Source organism: Serratia sp. 121840015-1 (assembly GCF_053627655.1).
Genome location: NZ_JBSEYF010000002.1, coordinates 481075 through 507548, shown reverse-complemented (window position 1 = coordinate 507548; position 26474 = coordinate 481075). Strand labels below are relative to the sequence as shown.

Below are 26474 nucleotides of genomic sequence, written 5' to 3'. Positions count from 1 at the left end.
CGCTTCACCTCGATGCTCTGTCTGTTGGCGCTCTGGCTGGCCATGCCGGCCGGCGCCGCTCAGCGGGTGATCAGCCTGGCGCCCAACGCGACCGAACTCGCCTATGCCGCCGGCATGGGCGATGTGCTGGTGGCGGCGAGCGCCTATTCCGATTATCCGCCGCAGGCCGCCAAGCTGGAGCAGGTAGCCTCCTGGCAGGGCATCAATCTGGAGCGGGTGCTGGCGCTCAAGCCGGACCTGATCCTCGCCTGGCGCGGCGGCAATCCGCAGCGCGTGCTGGATCAGCTCGCCGCGTTCGGCATCCCGATTTTCTATGCGGACGCCGACACCCTCGAAGGGATCGCCGGTTTGCTGGACCAGCTGGCGCAATACAGCCCGCACCCGGAGCAGGCGCATCAGGCGGCGGAGGGCCTTCGCCGCCAGTTCGCCGCTCTCAAACAACAGTATGCCGCTAACCCATCGCGGCGCGTGCTGCTGCAGTTCGGCACCCAGCCACTGTTCACCAGCGCCGGCGCCACATTGCAAAGCCAGGTGCTGGCGCTGTGCGGCGGGCAGAACGTCTTCGCCGACAGCCGCACCCCTTGGCCGCAGATCAGCCGCGAGCAGGTGTTGGCGCGCCAGCCGCAGGCCATCGTCATCACCGGGGGCGCGAAAGAAGCCGCCAGTGTGAAAGCCTTCTGGGCCCCGCAGCTGCAGGTGCCGGTGATCGCGCTGAACGAAGACTGGTTCAACCGCGGCGGGCCGCGCATTGCGTTGGCGGCGCAGCAGCTGTGCCGCCAGCTAGCGGAGATCCGCTGATGCTGGTGTTCTGGTTGGATATTCTCGGCACCGCGGTGTTCGCCGTCTCCGGCGTGCTGTTGGCCGGCAAGCTGCGCATGGATCCGTTCGGCGTGCTGGTCTTGGGCGTGGTCACCGCGGTCGGCGGCGGCACCATCCGCGACATGGCGCTGGCCAACGGCCCGGTGTTCTGGGTCAAGGATCCCACCGATTTGGTGGTGGCGATGATCACCTGCGTCTTGACGCTGCTGCTGGTGCGCCAGCCGCGCCGGCTGCCGAAGTGGGTGCTGCCGGTGCTGGACGCCGTCGGGCTGGCGGTGTTCGTCGGCATCGGCGTCAACAAGGCCTTCGCAGCCGGCACCGGCCCGCTGGTGGCAATCTGCATGGGGGTGATCACCGGCGTCGGCGGCGGCATTATCCGCGACGTGCTGGCGCGCGAGATCCCGATGATCCTGCGCACCGAAATTTACGCCACCGCCTGCATCATCGGCGGCATCGTGCACGCCACGGCGTTTTACACCTTCCACATGCCGCTGCAACAGGCCATGATGCTGGGCATGATCATCACCCTGGCCATTCGCCTCGCAGCCATCCGCTGGCACCTCAAACTGCCCGCCTTTATTCTCGAACGCTGAGCCGTCGCCCTGCGGGGCGACGCTTTGCAACGCCGCACCTGGTGATTTATTAGACTATTAACGGGGTTGATGGTATTATTTTCGACCGAAAAATAGCGTAGTGACGATGTAAAATTCTGTTATCCGCAGGTTAATTCCTTTCCCGCGCTGTTAAAACTTTTTAACTTTTTGCCGATAAGTCATCACAAGATGGCTTACGGATGACTATTCCCGCAATGATGAAAAAAATTCTGCTTGCCTGCTGTGGCACCCTGCTGAGTGGCGCCGCGTATGCCGATGCCGTCAGCGGCCAGATCGGCGTTACTCTGACCATTGAACCGCAATGCGCCGTGCGCCTCGAGGCCGCCGCCCCACAGGCCGAATGCAGCCACGCAACGGCGCAGCCGAACATCATCCACAGCCCACCGGCACAGGAGAACGGTGCAGAAGTGATCCTCGTGGAATGGTAGGCATAAAAAAACCCGCCGGCCGTAAGGCGAGCGGGTTGATATTCTGACAGGCAAACTCAGATGCTAAACGACGAACCGCAACCGCAGGTGGTTTTGGCATTCGGGTTGGTCACCACGAAGCGCGACCCTTCCAGCCCTTCGGTGTAGTCCACCGAGCCGCCGACCAGATACTGCAGGCTCATCGGATCGACCACCAGCGCCACGCCCTGCTTCTCGATGGTCATGTCGCCATCGTTGACCTTGTCGTCAAAAGTGAAGCCGTACTGGAATCCGCTGCAGCCGCCGCCGGTAATGTAAACCCGCAACTTCAGGTTCGGATTTTCTTCGTCAGCAATCAGGAACTTAACCTTGCTTGCTGCTGCCTCGGTAAATTGCAGGGGCAGTGCCGTTTGATCACTCATACTCTTTACTCCCAACATTGTTCAGCATCAGATCGCGACTATGGCTGCCTGATTAATATTAACGATTATCCGATACCTGAGTGTTGCGTTCAAGTATTCACCGCATTTGTTGCATTTTCCTTACCTGTTTTCTCCACCGCTTCCCGCGCCAGCTGCGCCTCCTGCCTTTGCAGCGTGCGGGCCAGGATCGACGAATACAGCGGCTTGCCGCCGAGCAGCTGCGCCACCACCGTGGCGCCGAGGCAGGTGATGATCATCGGTAAAATGAGTTGGTAGTTGTCGGTCATTTCCAGTACCAGCACGATGCCGGTCAGCGGGGCGCGCACCGTAGCGGCGAACAGCGCCCCCATGCCGGCGATGGCGAAGGTGCCCGCCTCGATGCCGTACTGCGGGAACAGATGCGCCCCCGCCAGCCCAAAGGCGGTGCCGAACAGCGTGCCCAACGCCAGCATCGGCGCAAAGATGCCGCCCGGCGCGCCGGAGCCGAAGCACAGCAGCGTAGTGAAGATGCGGGTGATAAAGATAAACATCAACATGCCGACGCTGTAATTGCCCGCCGCGGCGATCGGGATCAACCCAAAGCCGCCGCCCGCCGCCTCCGGCTGGATCAGCCCCAGAATGCCGCACACGCCGCCGAGCAGCCCGCCCATCAGCAAGATATTGCGCATTCTGCCGCCGTGCAGGCGCGCAAACATGTCTTGAGTGCGGAAAATCAGCGCGTTGAACCCCACGCCCACCGCACCGAATATCGCCCCCAGCACCAAATAGAGCCACAGGGTATTGATGGGCGCCGAAGAAAGTTTGTCGACCGCGATCACCGAACCCTGGCCGTTAAACAGCTGGAATACCACGCTCGACATGATCACGCCGATAAACACCGCTTTAATCGAGATCAGGTTGTAGCGGAACTGCGGCCGCATCTCTTCGATGATGAACAAGATGCCGGCTAGCGGCGCGTTGAACGCGGCGGACAACCCGGCGGCGGCCCCGGTCGCCAGCAGCGTATGACGCGCCTCGGCGCCGCGAATGCGCAGCACGTCCAATACCATGCGCCCGACGTTGCCGCCCATTTGCACCGTGGGGCCTTCGCGCCCCAGCACCATGCCGGCCCCCAGCGTGCCCATGCCGCCGATGAATTTCACCGGGATCACGCGCCACCAGCGCACCGGCCGCAGCTCCTCCAGCGCGCCTTCGATCTCCGGAATGCCCGAGCCGCCCGCCTCAGGCGCAAAGCGCCGCACCAGGTAATAGCCCAGCGCCGCCAGCGCGGCGGACAGGATAAACGCCAGCGGCCACACCAGAAGCCACGAGTCGGCGACCTGCGCCAGCGAAGCCAGCCGCTGCTGCTGCACCCACTCCACCGCCTTATCGAAGGCCACGCCGAGCAAACCGGCCAGCGTCCCCACCAGCGCGGCCATCACCAGGATCGCCACCGGGGTCTTATCGCGGCGAATAAACTGACGCACCGCATCGCTGCGGCTAAGACGCGGGCTCAACGTCCCGACTGGCTGTGATTGTGATTCCGTCATCGCGAGTAATTCGTCAGGTAATTTGTAATACAAATAGGCAAGGCGGTTATTCTACCCCAACCCGGTGGCGGGCGCTGCCGTTAATGGTATCTGACTGTGATCGTTTCATAACGCGGCGCTCTCCTCTAGAATAGCGCGGTCAAATCATTCAAAAGAGAATCCAGGAGCCGATTTATGAGCCTACACAGCAAGTCCGAAAGTCTGTACGCCCAGGCGCAACAGTTGATCCCCGGTGGGGTGAACTCTCCGGTGCGTGCATTCACCGGCGTAGGCGGTGTGCCGCTGTTTATCGAGCGGGCTGACGGGGCTTACCTGTTCGATGCCGACGGCAAGGCCTATATCGACTATGTCGGTTCCTGGGGGCCGATGGTGCTGGGGCACAACCACCCGGCGATCCGCGACGCGGTGATCGAAGCGGCGCAGCGCGGCCTGAGCTTCGGCGCGCCGACCGAGATGGAAGTCAAAATGGCGCAGCTGGTCACCGAACTGGTGCCTACCATGGATATGGTGCGTATGGTGAACTCGGGCACCGAAGCCACCATGAGCGCCATCCGCCTGGCGCGCGGCTACACCAACCGCGACAAAATCATCAAGTTCGAAGGCTGCTACCACGGCCACGCCGACTGCCTGCTGGTGAAAGCCGGTTCCGGTGCGCTGACCCTCGGCCAGCCGAACTCACCGGGCGTGCCGGCCGACTTCGCCAAGCACACCCTGACCTGCACCTATAACGACCTGGATTCGGTGCGGGCCGCCTTCGAGCAGTACCCGTCCGAGATCGCCTGTATCATCGTCGAGCCGGTTGCCGGCAACATGAACTGCGTGCCGCCGCTGCCGGAATTCCTGCCGGGCCTGCGCGCCCTGTGCGACAAGTACGGCGCGCTCTTGATCATCGATGAAGTGATGACCGGTTTCCGCGTGGCGCTGGCCGGCGCACAGTCCTATTACGGCGTCGAGCCGGATCTGACCTGCCTCGGCAAAATCATCGGCGGCGGCATGCCGGTGGGCGCCTTCGGCGGCCGCCGCGACGTGATGGACGCGCTGGCGCCGACCGGCCCGGTCTACCAGGCGGGCACCCTGTCCGGCAACCCAATCGCCATGGCGGCGGGCTATGCCTGCCTGACCGAAGTATCACAGGTAGGCGTGCACCAGACGCTGACCGAACTGACTGAAATGCTAGCCGCAGGCCTGCTGCATGCGGCGCAGGAAGAGAATATCCCGCTGGTAGTCAACAACGTCGGCGGCATGTTCGGCCTGTTCTTCACCGACGCGCCGACAGTGACCTGCTATCAGGACGTGATGCAGTGCGATGTGGAACGCTTCAAACGCTTCTTCCACCTGATGCTGGAGGAAGGGGTGTATCTGGCGCCGTCCGCCTTCGAAGCGGGCTTCATGTCCGTGGCGCACAGCAAGGAAGACATTCAGCGCACCATCGACGCCGCGCGTCGCTGCTTCGCCAAGCTGTAATCCCGGCCGAATGGCCAAAAAAACGGGCGCCTCGGCGCCCGTTTTGTTTTTCGCTGCCGCTTAAAGCAGCGTGCCGTAAATGGTCAACAGCGCCACTACCACCACGATGATCATCGTCACCTTGCGAGCCAGCGTCACCGCCGCCCGCGGCGTTTGCACCGGGTCCATATGCGGATCGCGCGCCAGCGAGAACTGCGCCAGCCGCGTCAACACCTGATACGACGACGAATGCCGATCCCCCAGCGAGGCGAACCAGGCCGGCAGCGCACGCTCGCCGTGGCCGAACAGCGCGTAGGCCACCCCGGCCAAACGCACCGGGATCCAGTCCAGCCAGTTCAGCAGATGATCGATACCCGACTGCGAACGCTCCAGCGGCGTATTGTGACGCGCCAGCCAGGTTTGATAGGCGCGCAGGAAGGCATATCCCGCCAACGCGATCGGCCCGTAAGGTCCAAAGACCACGAACCAGAACAGCGGCGCCAGGTAATAGCGGAAATTGATCCACAGCAGCGCGTTTTGCAGCTCGCGCAGGCGCAGCTCTTCGCTGCAGTCCACCGGCAAACCGTGGATCAACGCCAGCTCTTCCGCCATCTGATCGCTGGCGTGGGTATCGCCCTGCCGCGCCGCTTTCAGGTAGGCGCGGTAGTGTTTGCGCTTGATGCCGGCGCCGACGCACAGCAGATCGATGACAATCCACAGCAGCAGCGTCACCACGCCGAAGAACAACCCGTGAGACAGCCACAGAACGCCCCAGACGATCACCATCCAGGCGGCGGTCATCGCCAGCGTCTGCGCCAGCGAAACCCGATGCAGCCGCTGAAACACCACTTCGAGACGGTGGTCCAGCTGCCAATGTTCTCCCAGCTTAAACAGGCGCTCCCAGGCCAAAACCAGCAACAGCGTAAACAGCGTCATTAGCGATTCCTCTCCCTTTTTCTTGTCTCAAGCATAGCGTCGGCGGGCGCGTCGCGTTGTTCCAGAGATGCCAGATAGCGATCCCAATCGAACGCCGGCCCGGGATCGGTCTTGCGGCCGGGGGCGATATCGCAATGCCCGGCGATATTGGCCACCAGCGGCGGATAATGTTCGGCCAGCAGCGCGGTGACCGCCTGCAGCGTGCGGTATTGCGCCTCGGTGTAAGGCAACAGATCGGTGCCTTCCAGCTCGATGCCGATGGAGAAATCGTTGCACCGATCGCGCCCCTGATACAGGGAAACGCCCGCGTGCCAGGCGCGTTGGTCGAAGGGCACATACTGCACGATCTCCCCGTCGCGGCGGATCAGACAGTGCGCCGACACCCGCAGCTGATGGATCTCGGCGAAATAGGGGTGCTGCGCGGGATCGAGCGTGCAGGTAAACAACTGGTCGATATAGGGGCCGCCGAACTCGCCGGGCGGCAGGCTGATGTTGTGGATGACCAGCAGCGAGGGGGGCTCGTCATCCGGGCGCCGATCGCAGTGCGGCGAGAGCACTCGCGTCACCCCGACAATCCAGCCATTTTCCAACTGCATCAGACACCTCTCTGCGGTGGTACTTATTCCTGCAACAGAGTAGCATGTTCCCCTACGATCTAACCGTCCATTTCGGAGTTTTCCATGCCGACACGCCGCTACAGTGCCGACAGTCGCCGCACCGAGCTTCTTGAACGAATTGAAAGTGATATTCCCTATGCCGTCGCCCAGGCGCTGCGCGAAGACCTGGGGGGTGAAGTCGACGCCGGGCGCGATATTACCGCGCAATTGTTACCGGCGGACAAGCAGGCCGAAGCCACCGTCATCACCCGCGAAGCCGGCGTATTCTGTGGCCGCCGCTGGCTGAATGAGGTCTTTATTCAATTGGGCAACCAGGTGCAGGTGGAGTGGCTGGTGGCGGACGGCGACCGTCTGGCGCCGAACCAACCGCTTTGCCGGCTGCGCGGCCCCGCGCGGGTGATGCTGACCGGCGAGCGCACCGCGCTGAACTTCGTGCAGACGCTCTCCGGCGTGGCGACCGAAGTCAGCCGCTACGTGGCCCTGCTGGAAGGCACCCGGACTCGCCTGCTCGATACCCGCAAGACCCTGCCCGGCCTGCGCACCGCGCTGAAATACGCCGTACTGTGCGGGGGCGGCAGCAACCACCGGCTGGGGCTGTCCGACGCCTTCCTGATCAAGGAAAACCACATCATCGCCTCCGGCTCTATCAAGAACGCGGTGGAAAAAGCCTTCTGGCTGCACGCCGACGTGCCGGTGGAAGTGGAAGTCGAATCGCTCGATGAGCTGCAGCAGGCGCTGGATGCCGGTGCCGATATCATCATGCTGGACAACTTCAGCGTCGAGATGATGCGTCAGGCGGTCGCTCAAACCCAGGGCCGCGCCCAGCTGGAGGTGTCCGGCAACGTCACCAGCGAGACGCTGCGCACCTTTGCCGAGACCGGCGTGGATTACATTTCGGTCGGTGCGCTGACCAAGCACATCACTGCACTCGATCTGTCGATGCGCTTCAAATGATCCCCCTCGCCCCCGGCCGCTGTCGGGGGCGTTACCGTAAAATTGCGAACCTCCTCTCACCGTTTTTTTCACCGCTGCAAACGACATCATTACTGATGGAAGCGCGCCGAGAAACGCGCAAAAGCCCCTCGCCGAGCCCCCGAGCAAGCCGCTACCGTTGTCTTCCACACCCCAATGGAGAAAACAACGTATGGAAACGCAACGCGGCTTTACCCTGATAGAACTGATGGTGGTGATCGCCATCATCGCCATCCTCAGCGCCATCGGCATCCCTGCCTACCAACGCTACATCCAGAAAGCGGCAATGACCGACATGCTGCAAACCATGGCGCCGTATAAACTGGCGGTCGAGCTGTGCGTGCTGGACGAAGGCGCCCCCACCGGCTGTGAGGCCGGCAGCAAAGGCATTCCCACCGGCGGCACGTCGCGTTACGTCAGTGGGGTGAAAGTCGCCAAAGGCGTGATCACGCTGACCGGCACCCAAACGCTGCAGGGGCTGGCGGTGGCATTAACCCCCAAAGCGAACGCCGATGGGCTGACCCGCTGGAGCCGGCTGTGCAGCAGCGAAAACGCAACGCTGGTTGAGGTGTGCCAGGAAGTCTTCCGCTTCGACAACGCGGCGGAGTAACGGCGATGAACGCGCAAATCAGCGAAGAGGTTCACGCCCTGTGCCGGCGCTATCAGGCGTTGGCGCTGAACGAAGACCCGACCACTCTCACGATCGCGCTCAACGAAGAAGCGCCGCAGGGGCTGCTGGCGGCGCTGCGTTTCGCCACCGGCAAGCGCATCCATCTGGAACACTGGCCGGCGGCCAGGCTGGAGCAGGCGCTGAACCAACGCCACGAATCGCTGCCGGCGCCGCTGGCAGCCGAAGAAGACACCGCCGACATCGCCTACCCCGACGACGGCGATGCGCCGGTGGTGCAGTTCATCAACCAGACGCTGCGTCTGGCCATCCAGCGCCGCGCCTCGGATATCCACTTCGAGCCCTTTCGGCAGCATTTTCGCATTCGCCTGCGCATCGACGGCGTGCTGCAAACCCTCGCCTCACCGCCGCCGCAGCTGACCGCGCGCCTCATCGCCCGGCTGAAGATCCTCGGTCAGTTGGATATCACCGAGCGCCGTCAGCCTCAGGACGGGCAACTCAGCCTGACGCTGGACAGCGCGCGCTATGCCATGCGTATCGCCACCCTGCCGACGCTGCACGGCGAAAAGGTGGTGCTGCGCGTTCAGCAAGGTGAGCAGCAGGAGCTGCCGCTGGATCAACTGGGCATGGGCCGGGCGGATCTGGCGCGCTACGCGACGGCGCTGGCCTGCCCGCAAGGTTTGATCCTGGTGACCGGCCCAACCGGCAGCGGCAAGACGGTCACGCTGTACAGCGGTCTGCGCCAGTTGAACGATGCGCAAAGCAACCTGTGCAGCGTCGAGGATCCGATCGAGATACCGCTGTTCGGCGTCAATCAAACCCAGATCAACGCCAAAACCGAGCTGAGTTTCGCCCGGGTGCTGCGCGCCCTGCTGCGCCAGGATCCGGATGTCATCATGATCGGCGAGATCCGCGATGCGGAAACCGCCGAGATCGCAGTCAAGGCCGCGCAAACCGGCCACCTGGTGCTGTCGACGCTGCATACCAACTCCACCGGCGAAACCCTGACGCGGCTAATGCACATGGGTATCCCCGGCTACCTGCTCGCCGGCTGCCTGAAGCTGGTCATCGCACAGCGGCTGGTGCGCAGGCTGTGTCGCCACTGCCGCTACCCGCACAGCCAGCCGACGCATTTTCCTACCTCGGTCTGGCCGGAGCCGCTGACCGCCTGGCGCGCCGACGGCTGCGAGCATTGCTTCGGCGGCTACTATGGGCGCATCGGCGTGTATGAGCTGTTGGCCATTACGCCGGAAATACAGGCGGCGTTGCTGGCGAACGCCGCGCCCAGCCTGCTGGCGGATGTCGCCCGCGAGCAGGGGCAGCTTTCGCTGCTGCAGGCCGGGCTGGCGCTGGCCAGCGAAGGCACGACCTCGCTGGAAGAACTGTACCGCGTGATCGACGTCGTCCAGCTCGGCGTAACCGCGCCATGAAAGCGCACCGGCTGTTTCTTTGGCAGGCATTCGACGCCCAGGGCGCCTTGCGCCGCGGCGAACTGATGAGCGATGAAAAGCGGCAGGTGAGCCGGTTGCTGATCGAACAAGGCCTGCAACCTTGGCGGATTGGGCACGGCAAACGCATCACGCCCGGCCAGTGGCGCGGAGAACCCTTAATCCACTTCACCCGCCAACTCGCCACCCTGTTGCAGGCCGGGTTGCCGCTGGTCAATACGTTGCAGCTGCTGGCGGCAGAGCACCCTTCGGCAGCCTGGCGTTGCCTGTTGCGCCAGTTGGCAGAACAGGTGCGCGAAGGGCAGCCGCTCTCCGAAACCCTTGCCGCGCAGCCAGGCGTTTTTCCACTTATCTATCGCCAACTGATCGCCATCGGCGAACTGACCGGCAACCTCGATCGCTGCTGCCTGCAGCTGGCACAACAACAGGAAGCCCAGCTGATGCTGCGCCGCAAAGTGACCAAAGCGCTGCGGTATCCCCTCTTCATCTGTGCGGTGGCGCTGCTGGTCAGCGTGCTGATGCTGGTGATGGTGCTGCCGGAATTCGCCAAGGTTTATCAGTCATTCGATGCGCCGCTGCCCTGGTTTACCCAAGGGTTATTGGGGGTGTCCGCGCTGCTGATCGCCGTTGGCCCCTATTTGGCGCTGCTGCTCGGCGCATTGCTGCTCGGCTATTGCCGCTGGCTGCATCCACGCCCGCCATGGCGCCGACGTGAACAGGCCGCCTTGCTGCGCCTGCCGCTGATCGCCCGGCTGGTGAGCGGCGGCGCGCTGAGCCAAACCTTTCGTATTCTGACCATGACCCAACGCGCGGGGCTGACGCTGGTGGAAGGGTTGAACGCGGCGGCACTGGCGGCGGATCATCTGCTGTACCGACAGGCGCTGGAGCAGGTGCAGCGGCAGATCGCCGAAGGCGAGGCGTTTCATCATGCCCTGGGCCTGCAACCGCTGTTTCCGCCGCTGTGCCGGCAGCTGGTGCGGGTGGGCGAAGAATCCGGTTCGCTGGACGCCTTGCTGGATAAATTGGCGCAGTGGTACGAACGGCAGACGCACGAGCTGGCCGATACGCTGGCGCAAACGCTGGAGCCGCTGCTGATGCTGGTGGTGGGCGGGATTGTCGGTGCTTTGGTGATCGCCATGTACCTGCCTATTTTTCAACTGGGCAGCGTGCTGGGATAAAGAAGATGATAGCGGGCGCCGCTGTGCGCTGCGCCCGGATGCAAGGTGCGGCTTATTTGCTGCCGAAGACGCGGTTTTCCTGCTCCGCCACGCGGATAAAGGTGGTGCGTTTGGTCAGCTCTTTCAGGCGCTCGGCGCCGACATAGGTGCAAGCGGAGCGCAGGCCGCCGAGGATATCGCGCACGGTGAACTCCACCTCGCCACGCAGCGGCAGCTTGACGGTTTTGCCTTCGGCCGCGCGATACTCCGCCACGCCGCCGACGTGGCGCTTCATCGCCGACTCGGAGCTCATGCCGTAGAACAGCATGAACTTCTCGCCGTTCTCTTCCACCACGGTGCCTTCGCACTCGTCGTGGCCGGCCAGCATACCGCCCAGCATCACGAAGTCAGCACCGCCACCGAAGGCTTTGGCGACGTCGCCCGGCACCGAGCAGCCGCCGTCGCTGACGATTTGGCCGCCCAGCCCGTGGGCCGCATCGGCGCATTCGATCACCGCCGACAGCTGCGGGTAGCCCACGCCGGTCTTCACGCGGGTGGTACAGACTGAACCCGGGCCGATGCCGACCTTAACGATGTCGGCGCCGGAGAGGATAAGCTCCTCCACCATCTCGCCGGTCACTACGTTGCCGGCGCAGATCACGTGATTCGGGCAGGCTTCGCGCGCTTTCTGCAGGAAGGCGACGAAATGTTCAGAGTAGCCGTTGGCCACATCGATGCAGATGAATTTCAGCGCCGGAGACAGGGCCAGGATCTGCTGCATTTTGGCGAAGTCGGCTTCGGAGGTGCCGGTGGACACCATGACGTGGCGCAGCACCGATTCCGGCATGCGCTGCACGAAGTCAGCCCATTGCTCGACGCTGTAATGTTTGTGTACGGCGGTGAGAACGTCGAAAGAAGCCAGGGCCTCGGCCATGCGGAAGGTGCCCACCGTGTCCATGTTGGCGGCGATAATCGGCACGCCGGACCAGCTGCAACCTGAATGCTTGAAGGTAAACTGACGTTCCAGTTCAACCTCGGAGCGGCTTTTCAGCGTGGAGCGCTTAGGGCGGATCAACACGTCTTTAAAGCCCAACTTCAAATCTTCTTCAATACGCATGACTTATGATTTCCTGGTTAATGGCGACGGATCGCAAGGAGGATGTTCGAACCTCTGCCCGACGGCTTTCCAGTGGCGCAAAAAGACGGCGGCGAGATTAATGCCAGTTCCAGTGACGTTATAATACGCGCTAATAATCGCCGAACAAGACTGCGAATTCGCCTTTATTTACGCTACAATCCGACAAATTTACCTGCATAACCGCAGTGTGATTGCCCGCTCATTTTTGCCGTGCCGCTGCGCTTTTTCTCGCCGTCCGATCGGTGCCGACGCGCAAGCGCCGCCTGCCGACTTGCACTTCTGCGCGATCGCTTTATGATTCGACTATTATTTTTTTATGAACATCGGATGCACCTAATACCATGGCCTACATTGTTGCGTTGACCGGGGGCATAGGCAGCGGCAAGACGACCGTCGCGAACGCCTTTGCGCGCCACGGCGCAACCCTCGTCGATGCCGACGTGATCGCCCGTCAGGTCGTCGAGCCGGGCACCCCTGCTTTGGCCGCGATCGCCGAGCGATTTGGTAATGAAATGTTGCTGCCGGACGGCGCATTGAACCGCGCTGCGCTGCGTCAGCGCATTTTTAGCCATCCCGATGACAAAACCTGGCTGAACCAGCTGCTGCATCCGCTGATACACCGTGAAACCCAGCGCCAACTGGCGCAGGCCACCAGCCCGTACGCGCTGTGGGTAGTGCCGCTGCTGGTGGAAAACGGTCTGCAGGAGCGCGCCGATCGGGTGCTGGTGATCGACGTCGACGCCGAAACCCAGCTGGCTCGCACCATCGCGCGCGACGGCGTCAGCCGTGAGCAAGCGCAGAGCATTCTCGCCGCCCAGGCCACGCGCCGGCAGCGCCTCGCCGTGGCGGATGACATTATTGACAACAGCGGCGCCGCTCAGGGGATAGAGCCACAGGTCGCCGCACTGCATCGTCGCTACCTTGAACTGGCGGCAACAGCGCCCCAACAGGATTAAACTGCATGAGTGATGTTTCCCCAACCGTTCTCTTTGAACACCCGCTGAACGAAAAAATGCGTACCTGGCTACGCATCGAATTTCTGCTGCAACAGCTGCACGGCCAACGCGCCCTGAGTGAAACCGCCATCGCCCTCACCTTCTTTCGCACCGTCTCCGACTTGCTGGACGTGCTGGAGCGCGGCGAAGTACGCACCGAATTGCTCAAAGAGCTGGAGCGCCAGCAGCAGAAACTGTTGGCCTGGGCCGATGTGCCGGGCGTGGATATGGCGCTGATCGACCAGCTGCGCGGCCAGTTGAAGTCGCGCTCATCGGCGCTGATGGCGGCGCCGCGCCTCGGCCAGGCTCTGCGCGAAGACCGGCTGATCGGTCTGGTGCGCCAGCGGCTGAACATTCCCGGCGGCTGCTGCAGCTTCGATCTGCCGACCCTGCACATGTGGATGCACGCGCCGCAGCAGGATCGCGATGCCGACGTCGCCACCTGGCTGCAGTCGCTGGATCCGCTGAACCAGGCGTTGATCATGGTGTTGGATCTGATCCGTCAGTCGGGGCCGTTCCGCAATCAGATCAGCCTGAACGGCTTTTTCCAGGACAACGCCGAAGGGGCGGATCTGCTGCGCCTGCGCCTCCATCTGGCGCCGCAGCTTTATCCGCAGATTTCCGGCCACAAGACCCGCTATGCCATTCGTTTCCTGCCGCTGGATAGCGAAAATGGCGTGGTGCCTGAACGCCTGACGTTCGAACTGGCCTGTTGTTGAACTTGTGAAAGAAAGCCTTCCCAGCACTGACAGAAGGCGTAAGGAACCGTTATGACGACCGTAGTAAAATGCCCAACCTGTGGCACCGGCGTGGTTTGGGGTGAAGTCAGCCCGTTCCGGCCGTTTTGCAGCAAGCGCTGCCAGCTGATCGATCTCGGCGAATGGGCCGATGAAGAGAAGCGTATTCCGAGCAACAGCGATCTGTCGGAAAGCGAAGACTGGAGTGAAATGGACGATCGTTGATCGTCCGCAATTGGCCTGGCGCCCGCCAGGCCAACCTTGTTATTGCGCGGCGTTCGCCTGCGCCACCAGCAGCTGAATAATGCCGGCGTTGGCTTCCGGGAACTCGTCTTCACGCAGCTCCGCCTGTTTAACCCAGCGCATCGGTTGCCCCTCACGGCCGAACGGCTCGCCCGCCCAGGCTTCCACCAGATAAAAATTCAGCGTCACGATGCGATCGCTGAAGCGGTGCTCCACCACCTCCAACAGTTCGGCACGTTCGGCTTCGATACCGGTCTCTTCCCGCAGCTCGCGACTTAGCGCCTGTTCCGGCGTTTCACCCTGTTCGATCTTGCCGCCGGGGAACTCCCAGAATCCGGCCATGTGCGCGTCGGCGGCGCGGCGGGTAATAAAGATCTCCCGTTGCGCATTACGGATGATGCCCACGGCGATATTCAGATGTTTCATCTCACCCTCCTGATGGGTGTCAAAAAACAGGGGCTCAGCAAGCTGAACCCCTGGGTATTATCGATTAATCGCAGCCGGCATTACTGCAGGCGGCCATGGCACTGCTTGTATTTCTTGCCGGAGCCGCATGGGCACGGATCGTTGCGGCCCACTTTACGCTCGGCGGTCGCCGGCGCGTTCGGATCTTCGGTCACCAGCGCGTTCTCGTCGTGGTGGCTCAGCTGTTGGTGCTGCGCCAGGCGCTCGGCCTCTTCACGGCGCTGCTGTTCCAGCGCTTCCACCTCTTCCGGCATCCGCACCTGAACCTTGCTCAGCACGCTGATCACTTCATATTTCAGCGATTCCAGCATGGTGGCGAACATGTTGAAGGATTCACGCTTGTACTCCTGCTTCGGATCCTTCTGCGCATAGCCGCGCAGGTGGATACCCTGACGCAGGTAGTCCATCGCCGCCAGGTGCTCTTTCCACAGGGAATCCAGCGTCTGCAGCATCACGCCCTTCTCGAAGTTGCGCATCATTTCGCTGCCGACCACTTCTTCCTTACGCTGGTACTGCTCTTTGGCGTTCTCCAGAATGCGTTCGCGCAGCGTCTCTTCGTGCAGCTCCGGCTCTTTGTCCAGCCATTGTGCGATCGGCATCTCCAGATCGAAGTCGTTCTTCAGGCGCTCTTCCAACCCCTGAATGTCCCACTCTTCTTCCAGCGACTGCGGCGTGATGTAGTTGTCGATGGTGCTCTTGAACACGTCTTCGCGGATGCTGGCGATGGTTTCGCTCACGTCGGACACGTCCAGCAATTCGTTACGCTGGCTGTAGATGGCGCGGCGCTGATCGTTAGCGACGTCGTCGTATTCCAGCAGCTGCTTACGGATGTCGAAGTTGCGGCTCTCTACCTTGCGCTGGGCGTTGGCGATCGCCTTGGTCACCCACGGGTGCTCAATCGCTTCGCCTTCTTTCATACCCAGTTTGCGCATCATGCCGGACACGCGATCCGACGCGAAGATACGCATCAGGGCATCTTCCATCGACAGGTAGAAGCGGGATGAACCGGCATCGCCCTGACGACCGGAACGGCCGCGCAGCTGGTTATCGATACGGCGCGATTCATGGCGCTCGGTGCCGATGATATGCAGGCCGCCCGCCGCCAGCACTGCGTCATGGCGCACTTTCCAGGCCGCTTTGATGGCTTCGATCTGCTCTTCGGTCGGCTCTTCCAACAGCGCCACTTCGGCCTGCCAGCTGCCACCCAGCACGATATCGGTACCACGGCCCGCCATGTTGGTGGCGATGGTTACCGCACCGCTCTGGCCGGCCTGGGCGACGATGTCCGCCTCCATGGCGTGGAATTTGGCGTTCAGCACCTTGTGCTCGATGCCCGCTTTGGTCAGCTCATGGGAAACCACTTCGGATTTCTCGATTGAGATGGTACCCACCAGCACCGGCTGGCCTTTGGCGGTACGCTCGCGGATGTCTTCGATGATGGCACCGATCTTCTCTTTCTCGGTCATGTACACCAGATCCGGCATATCCTTACGGATCATCGGACGGTTGGTTGGCACCACGATGGTGTCCAGCTTGTAGATCGAGCTGAATTCGAAGGCTTCGGTATCGGCGGTACCGGTCATCCCGGCCAGCTTCTCGTACAGACGGAAGTAGTTCTGGAAGGTGATCGAAGCCAGCGTCTGGTTCTCGTTCTGGATCTCCACGCCTTCTTTGGCTTCCACCGCCTGGTGCAGGCCGTCGGACCAACGGCGGCCCTGCATGGTACGGCCGGTGTGTTCGTCGACGATGATCACTTCGCCGTCTTTCACGATGTAGTCAACGTCGCGGGTGAACAGCACGTGGGCGCGCAGCGCGGCGGTAACGTGGTGCATCAGCATGATGTTGGTCGGCGAGTACAGCGATTCGCCCTCATCCATGATGCCGGCTTCCACCAGCATCTCTTCGATCAGGATCAGGCCGCGTTCGGTCAGGTGGACCTGACGCGCCTTCTCATCCACCGAGAAGTGCCCTTCACCCTTGAAGGTGTCGGAGTCTTCTTTTTCCTGGCGAATCAGTTTAGGGATCAGCTTGTTGACCTTGATGTACATCTCGGAGCTATCTTCAGCCGGGCCGGAGATGATCAGCGGCGTACGCGCTTCATCGATCAGGATGGAGTCCACCTCATCCACCAACGCATAGTGCAGTTTGCGCTGCACGCGCTCTTCCGGGCTGAACGCCATGTTGTCGCGCAGGTAGTCGAAACCGTATTCGTTGTTGGTGCCGTAGGTGATGTCAGCGGCGTAAGCTTCACGCTTGGCCGGTGCCGGCATGCCCGGCAGGTTAATGCCGATGCTCAGGCCGAGGAACTCGAACAGCGGACGGTTGTTTTCGGCGTCACGCTGCGCCAGATAGTCGTTGACGGTCACGACGTGCACGCCGCGGCCGCTCAGGGCGTTCAGGTAGGCCGGCAGCGTCGCGGTCAGGGTTTTACCTTCACCGGTGCGCATCTCGGCGATGCAGCGGTCGTTCAGCACCATGCCGCCCAGCAGCTGCACGTCGAAGTGACGCATGCCGAACACGCGCTTGCTCGCCTCACGCACTACGGCGAAGGCTTCCGGGATCAGGCTTTCCAGCGACTCACCTTTCTCCAGGCGCGCACGGAACTCGTTGGTTTTCGCTTTCAGCTCGTCATCGGACAGTTTTTCCATGTCCGGTTCCATGCGGTTGATCTGCTCAACCACTTTGCGCATGCGGCGCAGGGTACGATCGTTACGGCTGCCAAAAACTTTGGTTAATAATTTCACTAACATGATGTTTGATATCTCTGTCATGACGGCCGAATACGGCAGTCAACTTGCTATTATTTATGGTTTTTGTGCCCTGAGGGCGGAGTCAGACGAGCGCGGCAGGCCCGGCGCGAATGCCCTGTACCTGCGCCACCCACAGGCCGGTCTGGTGCAGTGCCAGCGTTGGCAGCACCTCAAGGTGGGTATGGCGAATGATGGTCGGCGGCTTCGGCTCGTGCGTCAGCAGCGCGTTGAGGGTAGAAAGCAGCGCCAGTTGCGCTACCTGCAAAGGCGGTTCGGCTTCGGCTTCGCTCTCCTGCACCCGCGCATAAACCGCCTGCGGCGCCAGCGCGAAAGAGAGGTGACGAATGACGGTGCGCAGCGCATGTTGCTGCCAGTAATCTACGCTGAAGGTAGGGCGACGGTGCGCGTCCTGCAGCAGGGCCAGGCTGTTGAAGGTGCCGTTGGCTGAATTTTGCCGGTTAAGGCTGGACGACGTATTCGGCAGTGCGGCCTGATCGGGGGCGCCGGGCAAATTGGAAGACGCGCCAAGCGTGGCCGCAACCATCCCTAACAGGAGATGGGGCCAGAAATAACGTCTGCCAAATTGTCGCCAACGATTTAGAATACCGATCACGAGTTTATAATCCGCCGGAGCCCATTATGCGCGATAGCCGTCCACAATTATTAGATGTCCTGTTCGACGACGCGTCTGCCGGCAGCAAAGGGCCGCTGCATAACGTCCAGCAACGCGCGGTGGCGCTGCTCAAGCTTAACCGTGCAGTGAAGGGCCTGTTGCCTGCTCCCCTGCATCCCTGGTGCCGCGTCGCGAATTTCCGACAGGGTATTTTAGTGCTCGAAACGGCAAATGCCAGTTGGATGATGCGCTTGCGCTACGAACAACCCGCTTTGCTGTCTGCACTACGAGCGCAAATTCTACCATCATTGTCGTCGATCGACATCAGGATTAATCCGGCCTTGATGGCGAAAGGCAGCCACCAGGTGCAAAACGCAGAGAAAGCGCCGGAAAAACCCGTGCCGATGCGGCATTTGAGTCTGGAAAGTGCGGAAGAACTGAGAGGATTGGCGAGCCGTAGCCCGGAGAAACTGCGCAAGATATTGGAACGGCTGGCTGCATTGGCCGGAGAGGGTACCAACACAACCAGTCGTGATAAGTAATCAGCGACACAGCTGCAAAACATCAGATCGCATCACGAGCCTGAGTTCTCAGGCTCTCAGAGGATGCGCCTGCCGTTATTCGCAGCAGGCGAGGAATTCAGACCTTACGCCAATACGGTGGACGGTGCCTTGAATGCCAGCGGCATTTCGGCTTCGTCCTGGAAGGTCACGTATTCCCACGCTTCCTGCTTGGCCAGCACGGCCTGCAGCAGTTTGTTGTTCAGCGCGTGGCCAGACTTGTACGCGGTGAACGCGCCAATGATGTTGTGGCCGCACATGAACAGGTCGCCGATGGCGTCCAGCATTTTGTGACGTACGAACTCGTCTTCGAAACGCAGGCCGTCTTCGTTCAGCACGCGGTAGTCATCCACCACGATGGCGCAGTCGAAGCTGCCGCCCAGGGCCAGGCCGCGGGACTGCAGGTATTCGATGTCGCGCATAAACCCGAAGGTGCGCGCGCGGCTGATTTGACGCACGAACGACTCAGCCGAGAAATCGAGACGATAGCGCTGAGAGCTGGCGTCGATAGCCGGGTGGTTGAAGTCGATGGTGAAGTCCAGGCGGAACCCGTTATGCGGGGACAGCTCGGCCCATTTGTCGCCATCTTCAACACGCACGGTCTCTTTCAGACGCAGGAATTTCTTCGCCGAGTTCAGTTCTTCGATGCCGGCATCCAGCAGCAAGAACACGAACGGACTGGCGCTGCCGTCCATGATTGGGATTTCAGCGGCGTCGACTTCGATAACGATGTTGTCGATGCCCAACCCAGCCAGCGCGGCGTTGAGGTGCTCAACGGTCGAAATACGCACGTCATGCTCATTCACCAGGCAAGTACAGAGCATGGTATCACGCACGGATTTTGCATCAGCCGGAAAATCAACCGGTGGATTCAAGTCAGTGCGACGATAGATGACCCCGGTATTAGCCGGCGCTGGGCGCATTGTCAGCGTGACTTTCTTGCCGGTATGCAAACCGACGCCAGTCGCCTGAACAATACGTTTTAATGTCCTTTGTTTGATCATCGTTTTATCTCGCAATGTTATCCATCCTACCAGCCAAGCATACAGCATGGCCGGCGGGACAGTTTAGCACAAAGAGCGGAGATTCCAAATTCTCAGGATATTCTTAGTCTGCCTGTTTACGCAGGAAGGCTGGAATATCAAGATAGTCGGGCTCTTTATTCGGCTGCGCAGCTTGGTCGTTGACCACCTTGGCGGCAGGTTTCACTTCCTGCGGCAGAGGCGACATGCCGTGCTGCTGATAACGGTGATCCATCACCGGCTGGCTGGCCTGCTTATTGGTCACCAGGGTGATTTCAGGACGTTTGTCCATACCGATACCGGTTGCAACCACGGTTACGCGCAGTTCGTCGTTCATTTCCGGATCCAGCGAGGTACCGATAACCACGGTAGCGTTGTCGGACGCGAACGCACGGATGGTGTTACCCACGGTTTCGAACTCATCCAGACGCAGGTCGAAGCCGGCGGTGATGTTGACCAGCACGCCGCGCGCGCCGGACAGGTCGATGTCTTCCAGCAGTGGGCTGGAGATCGCCATTTCGGCCGCTTCTTCGGCACGGTCTTCACCGCAAGCCACGCCGGAACCCATCATCGCGTAGCCCATTTCGGACATCACGGTGCGCACGTCGGCGAAGTCGACGTTCATCAGGCCCGGACGGGTGATCAGCTCGGCGATACCCTGCACCGCGCCTTTCAGCACGTCGTTGGCCGCGCCGAACGCGTCCAGCAGAGAGATGCCGCGACCCAGAACTTTCAGCAATTTATCGTTCGGGATGGTGATCAGCGAGTCCACGTGTTTGGACAGCTCAGCGATACCCTGCTCCGCGAATGCCATGCGCTTCTTGCCTTCGAAGTTGAAAGGCTTGGTCACCACGGCCACGGTCAGAATACCCAAATCTTTAGCCACTTCAGCCACCACTGGTGCCGCACCGGTACCGGTACCGCCGCCCATGCCGGCCGCGATGAAGACCATGTCTGCGCCGTCCAGCGCTGCGCGCAGGGCTTCGCGGTCTTCTTCCGCTGAATTGCGACCCACTTCCGGGTTCGCGCCCGCACCCAGACCTTTGGTAATACCGCTACCGATCTGGATGGTTTGGCCAACCGCCGTTTTGCGGAGCGCCTGGGCGTCCGTGTTCACAGCGAAGAATTCAACACCTTCGATGCGCTCGCGCACCATGTGTTCAACGGCATTGCCACCGCCGCCGCCGACGCCGATGACTTTAATCACCGCGTCATTGGTTAGTTCCATTGGTTCAAACATAGTTTCTCTCCGTTTTGTGCCTGTCGCTGCGAGATCATAAAAAGATTACTCAGCATGATCTCTTTGTTGAAACATTAAAACTCTTTTCTCAGCCAGCTATTGATACGTTTAAACCAATTGCCCACCGAGGCGCGTTTTTCTACTTCCGTCTCACCGCTCAGGTGAGACTCTTTTCCATAGTGCAGCAGACCTACCGCTGTAGAGTAGTAAGGCTCCTGCGCATAATCCGTCAGACCCGTGATGTTCAAGGGTTGGCCGATGCGTACCTGGGTGTGGAACACCCGTTGCGCACAGGCTGCCAGGCCATCAATCTGGGCGGCGCCACCGGTCAGCACGATACCGGCTGCCAGATGATGCTTCACCCCTTGCTGACGCAGTTGCTCCTGCAATTGCAAAATTTCATCGTTAACCAGATTCAACAGTTCGGTGTAGCGTGGCTCAATGACTTCAGCCAGCGTCTGTCTTTGCAGACTGCGCGGAGGACGTCCCCCGACGCTAGGCACCTCTACATTCTCATCCTTGCTAACAATCGACCCAAGCGCACAGCCGTGTCGAACTTTAATCGCTTCCGCGTCGGTCGGCGGCGTGCCGAAGGCGTAGGCGATATCGCTGGTGACCACGTTCCCGGCATAAGGGATCACTTTGGTGTGGCGCAGCGCACCGCCGGTGTACACCGCCATATCCATGGTGCCGCCGCCGATATCCACCACGCAAACGCCGAGTTCGCGTTCATCTTCAGTCAGCACCGCGTAGCTCGCGGCCAGACCGGCGAAAATAAGTTGGTCAACTTTCAGGCCGCAACGTTCCACGGCCTTGACGATGTTCTTCGCCATATCGTTATGGCAGGTAATCAGATGCACCTTGGCCTGCATGCGCACGCCGGACAGCCCAACCGGGTTTTTGATGCCTTCCTGATAATCGATGGCGTATTCCTGAGGAATCACGTGCAGAATGCGGTGTTCGTCGCGCACGCGCACCGATTTGGCGGTGTGCACCACGTTCTCCACGTCGTCCTGCGTCACTTCCTCTTCCGAGATCGGCACCATGCCGATTTCGTTCTGGCAGCTGATGTGTTTGCCCGACAGCGCCAGGTACACCGAGGAGATCTGGCAGTCCGCCATCAGCTCGGCCTGATCGATGGCGCGCTGTACGCACTTCACCACCGACTCCAGGTCGTTTACGCCACCCTTATCCATGCCGCGAGACGGGCAGCTGCCCACCCCGATAATGTTGACCATGCCATCGGGCAGAACTTCCCCTACCAACGCGGAGACTTTTGCAGTACCGATCTCCAGTCCAACTACCAGTTTTCTGTCCGTCGACTTGATCATTGTTGTTTTGCCTGTGCCTGATTCTGTTGCTGATTACTGTTTTGCTGACCGCCAAGCGCCTGCGGATCGACCAACACCGGAGCCCACCCTACCGAAGCGCCGGACTCGTAGCGCAGATCGACATAGCTAACACGCTTGCTCTCCGCCTGGCCCTGCTGCTGCAATACCGGGTAAAGCTCGATAAACCGCTGCAAACGCCCGTTGCGGTCATCGCGCCCCAGCTCAAGCCGGACATCGTTGTCCAGCGCCAGCTGCCAGGAATGGCGCGCGGTCATCGCCGCCATTTTCAGCGTATATTTGCTGGCCGCCAACGTGGCGCTCATCGCCCGATAGCCTTCCAGCACATCCTGCTCGCTCCCTTCCGGACCGTAGAGCAGCGGCAACTTCTGTTTGCCCGCCCGCTCCGCCGGCACGCTGAACGCTTTGCCTTCGGCGTCCACCATGTGCAAATCGTTCCAGCGCGCCACCGGGACGTACTCCACCAGATGGATCTTCAGCTCATCCGGCCATTGTTTGCGCACGCTGGCCTGCTTGATCCACGGCAGACGTTCGATCTGCTGCTGGATGACGTCCACATCCTGCGTCATAAAGGTGCCGGGCGCGCCCAGCGCCAGGATCGCCTGACGAATATCATCGTTGGTGGTGTAGTGGCGTTCGCCGGTCACCACCAGCCTTGAGAGCGGCAGGCGACTGGCGTCTTTCATCCAGCCAAGCACCGCCCAACCGCTCCACACGACCGTTCCCAACACCATCAGCAGGAAAATCATTCCCGCCAACTGGGTTCCATTGCTGCGGCGCGGGCCGTTATCCACCTCGCGATCGCGCGCATTCAGGGCAGCTTGCGACATATCAGTCGGCCAACTCCAAAATTCTCGCCACCAACTGCGAGAAGCTTAATCCAAACTGGCGCGCCGCCATCGGCACCAGGCTATGACTGGTCATGCCCGGAGAGGTGTTCACCTCAAGCAGATAGAAGCTGCCATCGCTGTCTTGCATCACGTCGACGCGGCCCCAGCCGCTGCAGTCCAGGCCGCGATAGGCGCGCAGCGCCAACGCCGCCATCTCGGCTTCCTGCTCGGCGCTCAAACCACTCGGGCAGAAGTACTGCGTGTCGTCCGAAATGTACTTGGCCTGGTAGTCGTAAAACACGCCGGCCGGCTGGATGCGGATCGACGGCAGAACCTGGTCGCCCAGCATCGCCACGGTATATTCCGGGCCGCTCAGCCACTTCTCCACCAATACGTCGTCATCATGGCGGAAGGCCTCTTCCAACGCGGCTTCCAACGTGGCGCTTTCGGTGACCTTGCTCATGCCGACGCTGGAGCCTTCACGGCTCGGCTTGACGATCAGCGGCAGGCCGAGATCCGCCACGCGCGCCAGCAGCGCCGCTTTTTCGCCGCCGAGGTACAGCTGGCGATTCAGCGCCACGTAAGGCGCCACCGGCAAGCCCATCGACTGCCACACCATTTTGGTGCGCCATTTGTCCATGGTCAGCGCCGAGGCCATCACGCCGCTGCCGGTATAAGGCAGTTCGAGGAACTCCAGCAGCCCCTGCAGGGTGCCGTCCTCGCCGCCGCGGCCATGCAGCGCGATAAACACTTTGGTGAACCCCTGCTCTTTCAGCTGGGTCACCGGGAAATCGCGGGTATCGACGCCGTGCGCATCGATACCGGCTTCACGCAACCCGGCCAGCACCGCGGCACCGGATTGCAGAGAGACTTCACGTTCAGCGGAGGTGCCGCCCAGCAGAACTGCAACTTTATCAGCCATGGTGCTCCTCCTCTTTCTTCGGCGGCTGCAGCTTCAGCTCGGCCAGTTTACGGGCGATTTTGCCCACGTTGCCGGCGCCTTGCACCAGCACCAAGTCTTCATCCTGCAGCAGCTGCGCCAGGGTTTCCGGCACGGTATCGGCATCGGAAACCAGGATCGGATCCAGCTTGCCGCGGCTGCGGATGGTGCGGCACAGCGAACGGCTGTCCGCGCCCGGGATCGGCGCTTCGCCGGCGGCGTACACGTCGAGCATCAGCAGCACATCCACCTGCGACAGCACGTTGGCGAAATCGTCGTACAGATCGCGGGTGCGCGTATAACGGTGCGGCTGGAAGATCATCACCAAACGCTTGTCTGGCCAGCCGGCGCGCGCCGCTTTCAGCGTGGCGTCCACCTCGGTCGGATGGTGGCCGTAGTCGTCCACCAGCATCGCGCTGCCCGCCTTGCCGTTGACCGGCTCCAGCGGGAACTCGCCGAGGAAATCGAAGCGACGCCCGGTGCCCTGGAAGCCCGCCAGCGCGCGCAGGATATCCTCGTCGTCGATGCCTTCTTCCGTCGCCACCGCTACCGCCGCCGCCGCGTTCAACGCATTGTGGCGGCCCGGCGCGTTCAGCGTCACCGTCAGCAACGGCTTGTCCTGACGGCTCAGGGTAAAGTGCCCCTGCGGCCCAATCTGCCGGTAGTCTTCAATGCGCACATCGGCATCTTCACTGAAGCCATAGGTGGTGATATGGCGACCCACGCGCGGCAACAGCTCGCGCACCACCGGATCGTCGATGCACATCACCGCGCGGCCGTAGAACGGCAGGTTGTGCAAGAAATTGATAAACGTCTGCTTCAGGTTCTCGAAGTCACCCTGGTAAGTGTCCATATGGTCGGCTTCGATGTTGGTGACCACGGCCACCATCGGCTGCAGATGCAGGAACGACGCATCGCTCTCATCCGCTTCCGCGATCAGATAACGGCTGGACCCCAGTCGCGCGTGGGTGCCCGCCGCCTTCACCAGCCCGCCGTTGACGAAGGTCGGATCCAGGCGGGCTTCGGCGTAAATGCTCGAAACCATCGCCGTGGTGGTGGTTTTGCCGTGCGTGCCGGCGATAGCGATGCCGTGGCGAAAACGCATCAGCTCCGCCAGCATTTCTGCGCGGCGGATCACCGGGATGCGCGCTTCACGGGCGGCGACGATCTCCGGGTTGTCGGCGGAGATGGCGGTAGACACCACCACCACGCTCGCATCCAGCACGTTTTCCGGACGGTGATTGAAATAAATCGTCGCCCCGAGCGCGCTCAACTGTTGGGTGACCGGATTCGGCGCCAGGTCGGAGCCGCTGATCTGATACCCTTCGTTTGCCAACACTTCGGCGATACCACCCATGCCGGCACCGCCGATGCCGACAAAGTGAATGTGCCGGACGCGACGCATCTCGGGCACGATAGTACGTAGTTTCGCCAGTTGTTGTGTATTCATCACTCTCTCTAATCCGGATCCGGTACCCCGGCCCTACATCACATTGCTTTTATTCAGGTTCGGCGCACCGAACCCCTGCACTCGTTACTTGGCGAGCCGCACCAGCTCCGCCGCCACGCGCTCGGTGGCGTCCGGAATGGCGACCGCGCGCGCTTTCTCGGCCATGGCCAGCAGCGTCTTGCGATCCCAGCTCGCCAGCAGTTCAGCCACCACATCGGCGTTGAACTGCGGCTGTTCGATAATCTTCGCCGCGCCGGCTTCTTCCAGCGGACGCGCGTTCCAGTACTGCTGACGGTCCTTGTGCATGAACGGCACGAAGATCGCCGGCAGCCCCGCCGCCGCGATTTCGCTGACGGTCAACGCGCCGGAGCGGCAGACCACCACGTCGGCCCAGGCGTAGGCGGCGGCCATGTCGTCGATGAACTCGGTCACCTTGTGCTGCGTCTGCCCTACCCTTTCGTAGTCGCGCAGCACCGTTTCCAGCGCGCCCTTGCCAACCTGATGCCAGAGCGTAATTCTATCGCCCAAACGCGCCGCGACTTCAGGAACTGTCTGATTCAGCACGCGCGCGCCCTGACTTCCGCCAATCACCAGCACGCGGATCGGGCCTTCGCGCCCCTGCAACCGCTCCGCCGGCAACGGCAGCGCCAACACGTCGGTACGTACCGGGTTGCCCACCACCTCGGCGTTCGGGAATGCGCCGGGGAAGGCCTGCATCACTTTGGCGGCGATGCGCGCCAGCCAGCGGTTGGTCAAGCCGGCAATGCCGTTCTGCTCGTGCAGCACCACCGGGATGCCGCACTGCCAGGCTGCCAGGCCGCCGGGGCCGGACACGTAACCGCCCATCCCCAGCACCACGTCCGGCTGATAGCTGCGCATGATGGCTTTCGCCTGGCGCACCGCCTGCCAGATCCGCAGCGGCGCAGTCAGCTGGACCTTCAGGCCTTTGCCGCGCAGGCCGGAGATGCGGATAAAATCAATCTCGATCCCGTGCTTCGGCACCAGATCGGCTTCCATTCGGTCTGCGGTTCCGAGCCAGCGCACCTGCCAGCCCTGCGCCATCAGATGATGCGCGACCGCCAGCCCCGGGAACACGTGCCCGCCGGTACCGCCTGCCATCACCATTAAACGCTTAGGTTTCCCGCTCATC

At 61.6% G+C, this 26474-nt stretch carries 27 protein-coding genes; 12 read left to right on the top strand and 15 right to left on the bottom strand.

The genetic code is table 11. The annotated features are described in order from the left end of the window. Positions 1-12 precede the first annotated feature (12 nt). From btuF to ACUXAC_RS15820, 3 genes are all read left to right on the top strand, one after another. Positions 13-798: a vitamin B12 ABC transporter substrate-binding protein BtuF gene (gene btuF / locus ACUXAC_RS15830; protein ID WP_064290783.1), complete on the top strand. Its 786-nt coding sequence runs from the start codon at positions 13-15 to the stop codon at positions 796-798. Further along, on the top strand, positions 798-1412 hold the full coding sequence (locus tag ACUXAC_RS15825; protein ID WP_038873529.1) for a TRIC cation channel family protein: 615 nt from the start codon (positions 798-800) through the stop codon (positions 1410-1412). The genes btuF and ACUXAC_RS15825 overlap by 1 nt, the downstream gene beginning before the upstream one ends. Before the next feature lie 200 nt (positions 1413-1612). After that, the gene (locus ACUXAC_RS15820) at positions 1613-1861 is read left to right on the top strand and encodes a hypothetical protein (RefSeq protein WP_139159353.1); all 249 of its coding nucleotides are present in this window, start codon (positions 1613-1615) and stop codon (positions 1859-1861) included. A 56-nt stretch (positions 1862-1917) separates the two neighbouring features. Here ACUXAC_RS15820 and erpA read toward each other — a convergent pair whose 3' ends face one another. Together erpA and clcA are read right to left on the bottom strand one after the other, a co-directional pair. Then, complete coding sequence (gene erpA / locus ACUXAC_RS15815) at positions 1918-2262, bottom strand: iron-sulfur cluster insertion protein ErpA (RefSeq protein ID WP_033649222.1); 345 nt, start codon at positions 2260-2262, stop codon at positions 1918-1920. Between the two features lie 89 nt (positions 2263-2351). Continuing rightward, complete coding sequence (gene clcA, locus ACUXAC_RS15810) at positions 2352-3791, bottom strand: H(+)/Cl(-) exchange transporter ClcA (RefSeq protein WP_421115331.1); 1440 nt, start codon at positions 3789-3791, stop codon at positions 2352-2354. Positions 3792-3965: 174 nt separating this feature from the next. Between clcA and hemL the strand changes: the two genes are divergently transcribed. Beyond that, positions 3966-5255 carry a glutamate-1-semialdehyde 2,1-aminomutase gene (gene hemL / locus ACUXAC_RS15805; RefSeq protein ID WP_049272773.1) on the top strand — a complete coding sequence of 430 codons (1290 nt, stop codon included), beginning with the start codon at positions 3966-3968 and terminating at the stop codon, positions 5253-5255. Positions 5256-5315: 60 nt separating this feature from the next. On the opposite strand, the gene ampE is transcribed toward hemL, so the two are convergent. Continuing rightward, positions 5316-6170, bottom strand: coding sequence for a beta-lactamase regulator AmpE (ampE, locus tag ACUXAC_RS15800; protein WP_033631795.1), 855 nt, complete (start codon positions 6168-6170; stop codon positions 5316-5318). Continuing rightward, positions 6170-6766, bottom strand: coding sequence for a 1,6-anhydro-N-acetylmuramyl-L-alanine amidase AmpD (gene ampD / locus ACUXAC_RS15795; RefSeq protein WP_387443182.1), 597 nt, complete (start codon positions 6764-6766; stop codon positions 6170-6172). Before ampD ends, ampE begins: the two co-directional genes overlap by 1 nt. Before the next feature lie 84 nt (positions 6767-6850). Here ampD and nadC point away from each other — a divergent pair, with 84 nt between their 5' ends. From nadC to hofC, 4 genes are all read left to right on the top strand, one after another. Then, a complete protein-coding gene (gene nadC / locus ACUXAC_RS15790) occupies positions 6851-7741 on the top strand; it encodes a carboxylating nicotinate-nucleotide diphosphorylase (RefSeq protein ID WP_330113277.1) in 891 nt (296 codons plus the stop codon). 190 nt (positions 7742-7931) lie between these two features. Further along, complete coding sequence (ppdD, locus tag ACUXAC_RS15785; protein ID WP_060422496.1) at positions 7932-8369, top strand: prepilin peptidase-dependent pilin; 438 nt, start codon at positions 7932-7934, stop codon at positions 8367-8369. A 5-nt stretch (positions 8370-8374) separates the two neighbouring features. After that, complete coding sequence (gene gspE, locus ACUXAC_RS15780) at positions 8375-9817, top strand: type II secretion system protein GspE (protein ID WP_387443180.1); 1443 nt, start codon at positions 8375-8377, stop codon at positions 9815-9817. After that, positions 9814-11013, top strand: coding sequence for a protein transport protein HofC (hofC, locus tag ACUXAC_RS15775; RefSeq protein WP_197652729.1), 1200 nt, complete (start codon positions 9814-9816; stop codon positions 11011-11013). Before gspE ends, hofC begins: the two co-directional genes overlap by 4 nt. Before the next feature lie 52 nt (positions 11014-11065). Here hofC and ACUXAC_RS15770 read toward each other — a convergent pair whose 3' ends face one another. After that, the gene (locus ACUXAC_RS15770) at positions 11066-12109 is read right to left on the bottom strand and encodes a GMP reductase (protein ID WP_015376656.1); all 1044 of its coding nucleotides are present in this window, start codon (positions 12107-12109) and stop codon (positions 11066-11068) included. A 362-nt stretch (positions 12110-12471) separates the two neighbouring features. On the opposite strand from ACUXAC_RS15770, the gene coaE reads away from it, so the two are divergent. The 3 genes from coaE to yacG are packed head-to-tail and all read left to right on the top strand — an operon-like array spanning position 12472 to position 14087. Then, on the top strand, positions 12472-13086 hold the full coding sequence (coaE, locus tag ACUXAC_RS15765) for a dephospho-CoA kinase (protein WP_187322023.1): 615 nt from the start codon (positions 12472-12474) through the stop codon (positions 13084-13086). Between the two features lie 5 nt (positions 13087-13091). Continuing rightward, the gene (gene zapD, locus ACUXAC_RS15760) at positions 13092-13844 is read left to right on the top strand and encodes a cell division protein ZapD (protein ID WP_038873498.1); all 753 of its coding nucleotides are present in this window, start codon (positions 13092-13094) and stop codon (positions 13842-13844) included. A gap of 51 nt (positions 13845-13895) precedes the next feature. Further along, the gene (yacG, locus tag ACUXAC_RS15755; RefSeq protein ID WP_004932737.1) at positions 13896-14087 is read left to right on the top strand and encodes a DNA gyrase inhibitor YacG; all 192 of its coding nucleotides are present in this window, start codon (positions 13896-13898) and stop codon (positions 14085-14087) included. Between the two features lie 39 nt (positions 14088-14126). On the opposite strand, the gene mutT is transcribed toward yacG, so the two are convergent. From mutT to secM, 3 genes are all read right to left on the bottom strand, one after another. Beyond that, complete coding sequence (gene mutT, locus ACUXAC_RS15750; protein WP_102985455.1) at positions 14127-14531, bottom strand: 8-oxo-dGTP diphosphatase MutT; 405 nt, start codon at positions 14529-14531, stop codon at positions 14127-14129. 80 nt (positions 14532-14611) lie between these two features. Further along, positions 14612-17320, bottom strand: coding sequence for a preprotein translocase subunit SecA (secA, locus tag ACUXAC_RS15745; protein ID WP_038873493.1), 2709 nt, complete (start codon positions 17318-17320; stop codon positions 14612-14614). 82 nt (positions 17321-17402) lie between these two features. Further along, positions 17403-17933: a secA translation cis-regulator SecM gene (secM, locus tag ACUXAC_RS15740; RefSeq protein ID WP_387443173.1), complete on the bottom strand. Its 531-nt coding sequence runs from the start codon at positions 17931-17933 to the stop codon at positions 17403-17405. 26 nt (positions 17934-17959) lie between these two features. On the opposite strand from secM, the gene ACUXAC_RS15735 reads away from it, so the two are divergent. Further along, entirely contained in the window at positions 17960-18475 is a 516-nt protein-coding gene (locus ACUXAC_RS15735; protein WP_033637110.1) for a DUF721 domain-containing protein, read from the top strand. 104 nt (positions 18476-18579) lie between these two features. Here the strand turns inward: ACUXAC_RS15735 and lpxC are convergent, their stop codons facing one another. From lpxC to murG, 7 genes are all read right to left on the bottom strand, one after another. Then, the gene (lpxC, locus tag ACUXAC_RS15730; protein WP_025159644.1) at positions 18580-19497 is read right to left on the bottom strand and encodes a UDP-3-O-acyl-N-acetylglucosamine deacetylase; all 918 of its coding nucleotides are present in this window, start codon (positions 19495-19497) and stop codon (positions 18580-18582) included. Between the two features lie 103 nt (positions 19498-19600). After that, positions 19601-20755: a cell division protein FtsZ gene (gene ftsZ, locus ACUXAC_RS15725; RefSeq protein WP_004932757.1), complete on the bottom strand. Its 1155-nt coding sequence runs from the start codon at positions 20753-20755 to the stop codon at positions 19601-19603. A gap of 74 nt (positions 20756-20829) precedes the next feature. Then, complete coding sequence (gene ftsA / locus ACUXAC_RS15720; protein ID WP_004932758.1) at positions 20830-22086, bottom strand: cell division protein FtsA; 1257 nt, start codon at positions 22084-22086, stop codon at positions 20830-20832. Next, positions 22083-22934, bottom strand: a complete 852-nt coding sequence (gene ftsQ / locus ACUXAC_RS15715; RefSeq protein WP_004932761.1) for a cell division protein FtsQ — start codon at positions 22932-22934, stop codon at positions 22083-22085. The genes ftsA and ftsQ overlap by 4 nt, the downstream gene beginning before the upstream one ends. A gap of 1 nt (position 22935) precedes the next feature. Beyond that, positions 22936-23856: a D-alanine--D-alanine ligase gene (locus ACUXAC_RS15710; protein WP_100396051.1), complete on the bottom strand. Its 921-nt coding sequence runs from the start codon at positions 23854-23856 to the stop codon at positions 22936-22938. Beyond that, on the bottom strand, positions 23849-25324 hold the full coding sequence (murC, locus tag ACUXAC_RS15705) for a UDP-N-acetylmuramate--L-alanine ligase (protein ID WP_025301571.1): 1476 nt from the start codon (positions 25322-25324) through the stop codon (positions 23849-23851). The genes ACUXAC_RS15710 and murC overlap by 8 nt, the downstream gene beginning before the upstream one ends. A gap of 84 nt (positions 25325-25408) precedes the next feature. Next, positions 25409-26473, bottom strand: a complete 1065-nt coding sequence (murG, locus tag ACUXAC_RS15700) for an undecaprenyldiphospho-muramoylpentapeptide beta-N-acetylglucosaminyltransferase (RefSeq protein ID WP_454266777.1) — start codon at positions 26471-26473, stop codon at positions 25409-25411. Between the last annotated feature and the right edge of the window lies 1 nt (position 26474).

What these genes read in the sequence shown, in the direction of transcription:
- btuF (WP_064290783.1), top strand. Translation starts at nt 13, where the DNA reads ATGCTCTGTCTGTTGGCGCTCTGGCTGGCCATGCCGGCCGGCGCCGCT.
- ACUXAC_RS15825 (WP_038873529.1), top strand. Translation starts at nt 798, where the DNA reads ATGCTGGTGTTCTGGTTGGATATTCTCGGCACCGCGGTGTTCGCCGTC.
- ACUXAC_RS15820 (WP_139159353.1), top strand. Translation starts at nt 1,613, where the DNA reads ATGACTATTCCCGCAATGATGAAAAAAATTCTGCTTGCCTGCTGTGGC.
- erpA (WP_033649222.1), bottom strand. Translation starts at nt 2,262, where the DNA reads ATGAGTGATCAAACGGCACTGCCCCTGCAATTTACCGAGGCAGCAGCA.
- clcA (WP_421115331.1), bottom strand. Translation starts at nt 3,791, where the DNA reads ATGACGGAATCACAATCACAGCCAGTCGGGACGTTGAGCCCGCGTCTT.
- hemL (WP_049272773.1), top strand. Translation starts at nt 3,966, where the DNA reads ATGAGCCTACACAGCAAGTCCGAAAGTCTGTACGCCCAGGCGCAACAG.
- ampE (WP_033631795.1), bottom strand. Translation starts at nt 6,170, where the DNA reads ATGACGCTGTTTACGCTGTTGCTGGTTTTGGCCTGGGAGCGCCTGTTT.
- ampD (WP_387443182.1), bottom strand. Translation starts at nt 6,766, where the DNA reads ATGCAGTTGGAAAATGGCTGGATTGTCGGGGTGACGCGAGTGCTCTCG.
- nadC (WP_330113277.1), top strand. Translation starts at nt 6,851, where the DNA reads ATGCCGACACGCCGCTACAGTGCCGACAGTCGCCGCACCGAGCTTCTT.
- ppdD (WP_060422496.1), top strand. Translation starts at nt 7,932, where the DNA reads ATGGAAACGCAACGCGGCTTTACCCTGATAGAACTGATGGTGGTGATC.
- gspE (WP_387443180.1), top strand. Translation starts at nt 8,375, where the DNA reads ATGAACGCGCAAATCAGCGAAGAGGTTCACGCCCTGTGCCGGCGCTAT.
- hofC (WP_197652729.1), top strand. Translation starts at nt 9,814, where the DNA reads ATGAAAGCGCACCGGCTGTTTCTTTGGCAGGCATTCGACGCCCAGGGC.
- ACUXAC_RS15770 (WP_015376656.1), bottom strand. Translation starts at nt 12,109, where the DNA reads ATGCGTATTGAAGAAGATTTGAAGTTGGGCTTTAAAGACGTGTTGATC.
- coaE (WP_187322023.1), top strand. Translation starts at nt 12,472, where the DNA reads ATGGCCTACATTGTTGCGTTGACCGGGGGCATAGGCAGCGGCAAGACG.
- zapD (WP_038873498.1), top strand. Translation starts at nt 13,092, where the DNA reads ATGAGTGATGTTTCCCCAACCGTTCTCTTTGAACACCCGCTGAACGAA.
- yacG (WP_004932737.1), top strand. Translation starts at nt 13,896, where the DNA reads ATGACGACCGTAGTAAAATGCCCAACCTGTGGCACCGGCGTGGTTTGG.
- mutT (WP_102985455.1), bottom strand. Translation starts at nt 14,531, where the DNA reads ATGAAACATCTGAATATCGCCGTGGGCATCATCCGTAATGCGCAACGG.
- secA (WP_038873493.1), bottom strand. Translation starts at nt 17,320, where the DNA reads ATGTTAGTGAAATTATTAACCAAAGTTTTTGGCAGCCGTAACGATCGT.
- ACUXAC_RS15735 (WP_033637110.1), top strand. Translation starts at nt 17,960, where the DNA reads ATGCGCGATAGCCGTCCACAATTATTAGATGTCCTGTTCGACGACGCG.
- lpxC (WP_025159644.1), bottom strand. Translation starts at nt 19,497, where the DNA reads ATGATCAAACAAAGGACATTAAAACGTATTGTTCAGGCGACTGGCGTC.
- ftsZ (WP_004932757.1), bottom strand. Translation starts at nt 20,755, where the DNA reads ATGTTTGAACCAATGGAACTAACCAATGACGCGGTGATTAAAGTCATC.
- ftsA (WP_004932758.1), bottom strand. Translation starts at nt 22,086, where the DNA reads ATGATCAAGTCGACGGACAGAAAACTGGTAGTTGGACTGGAGATCGGT.
- ftsQ (WP_004932761.1), bottom strand. Translation starts at nt 22,934, where the DNA reads ATGTCGCAAGCTGCCCTGAATGCGCGCGATCGCGAGGTGGATAACGGC.
- ACUXAC_RS15710 (WP_100396051.1), bottom strand. Translation starts at nt 23,856, where the DNA reads ATGGCTGATAAAGTTGCAGTTCTGCTGGGCGGCACCTCCGCTGAACGT.
- murC (WP_025301571.1), bottom strand. Translation starts at nt 25,324, where the DNA reads ATGAATACACAACAACTGGCGAAACTACGTACTATCGTGCCCGAGATG.
- murG (WP_454266777.1), bottom strand. Translation starts at nt 26,473, where the DNA reads ATGAGCGGGAAACCTAAGCGTTTAATGGTGATGGCAGGCGGTACCGGC.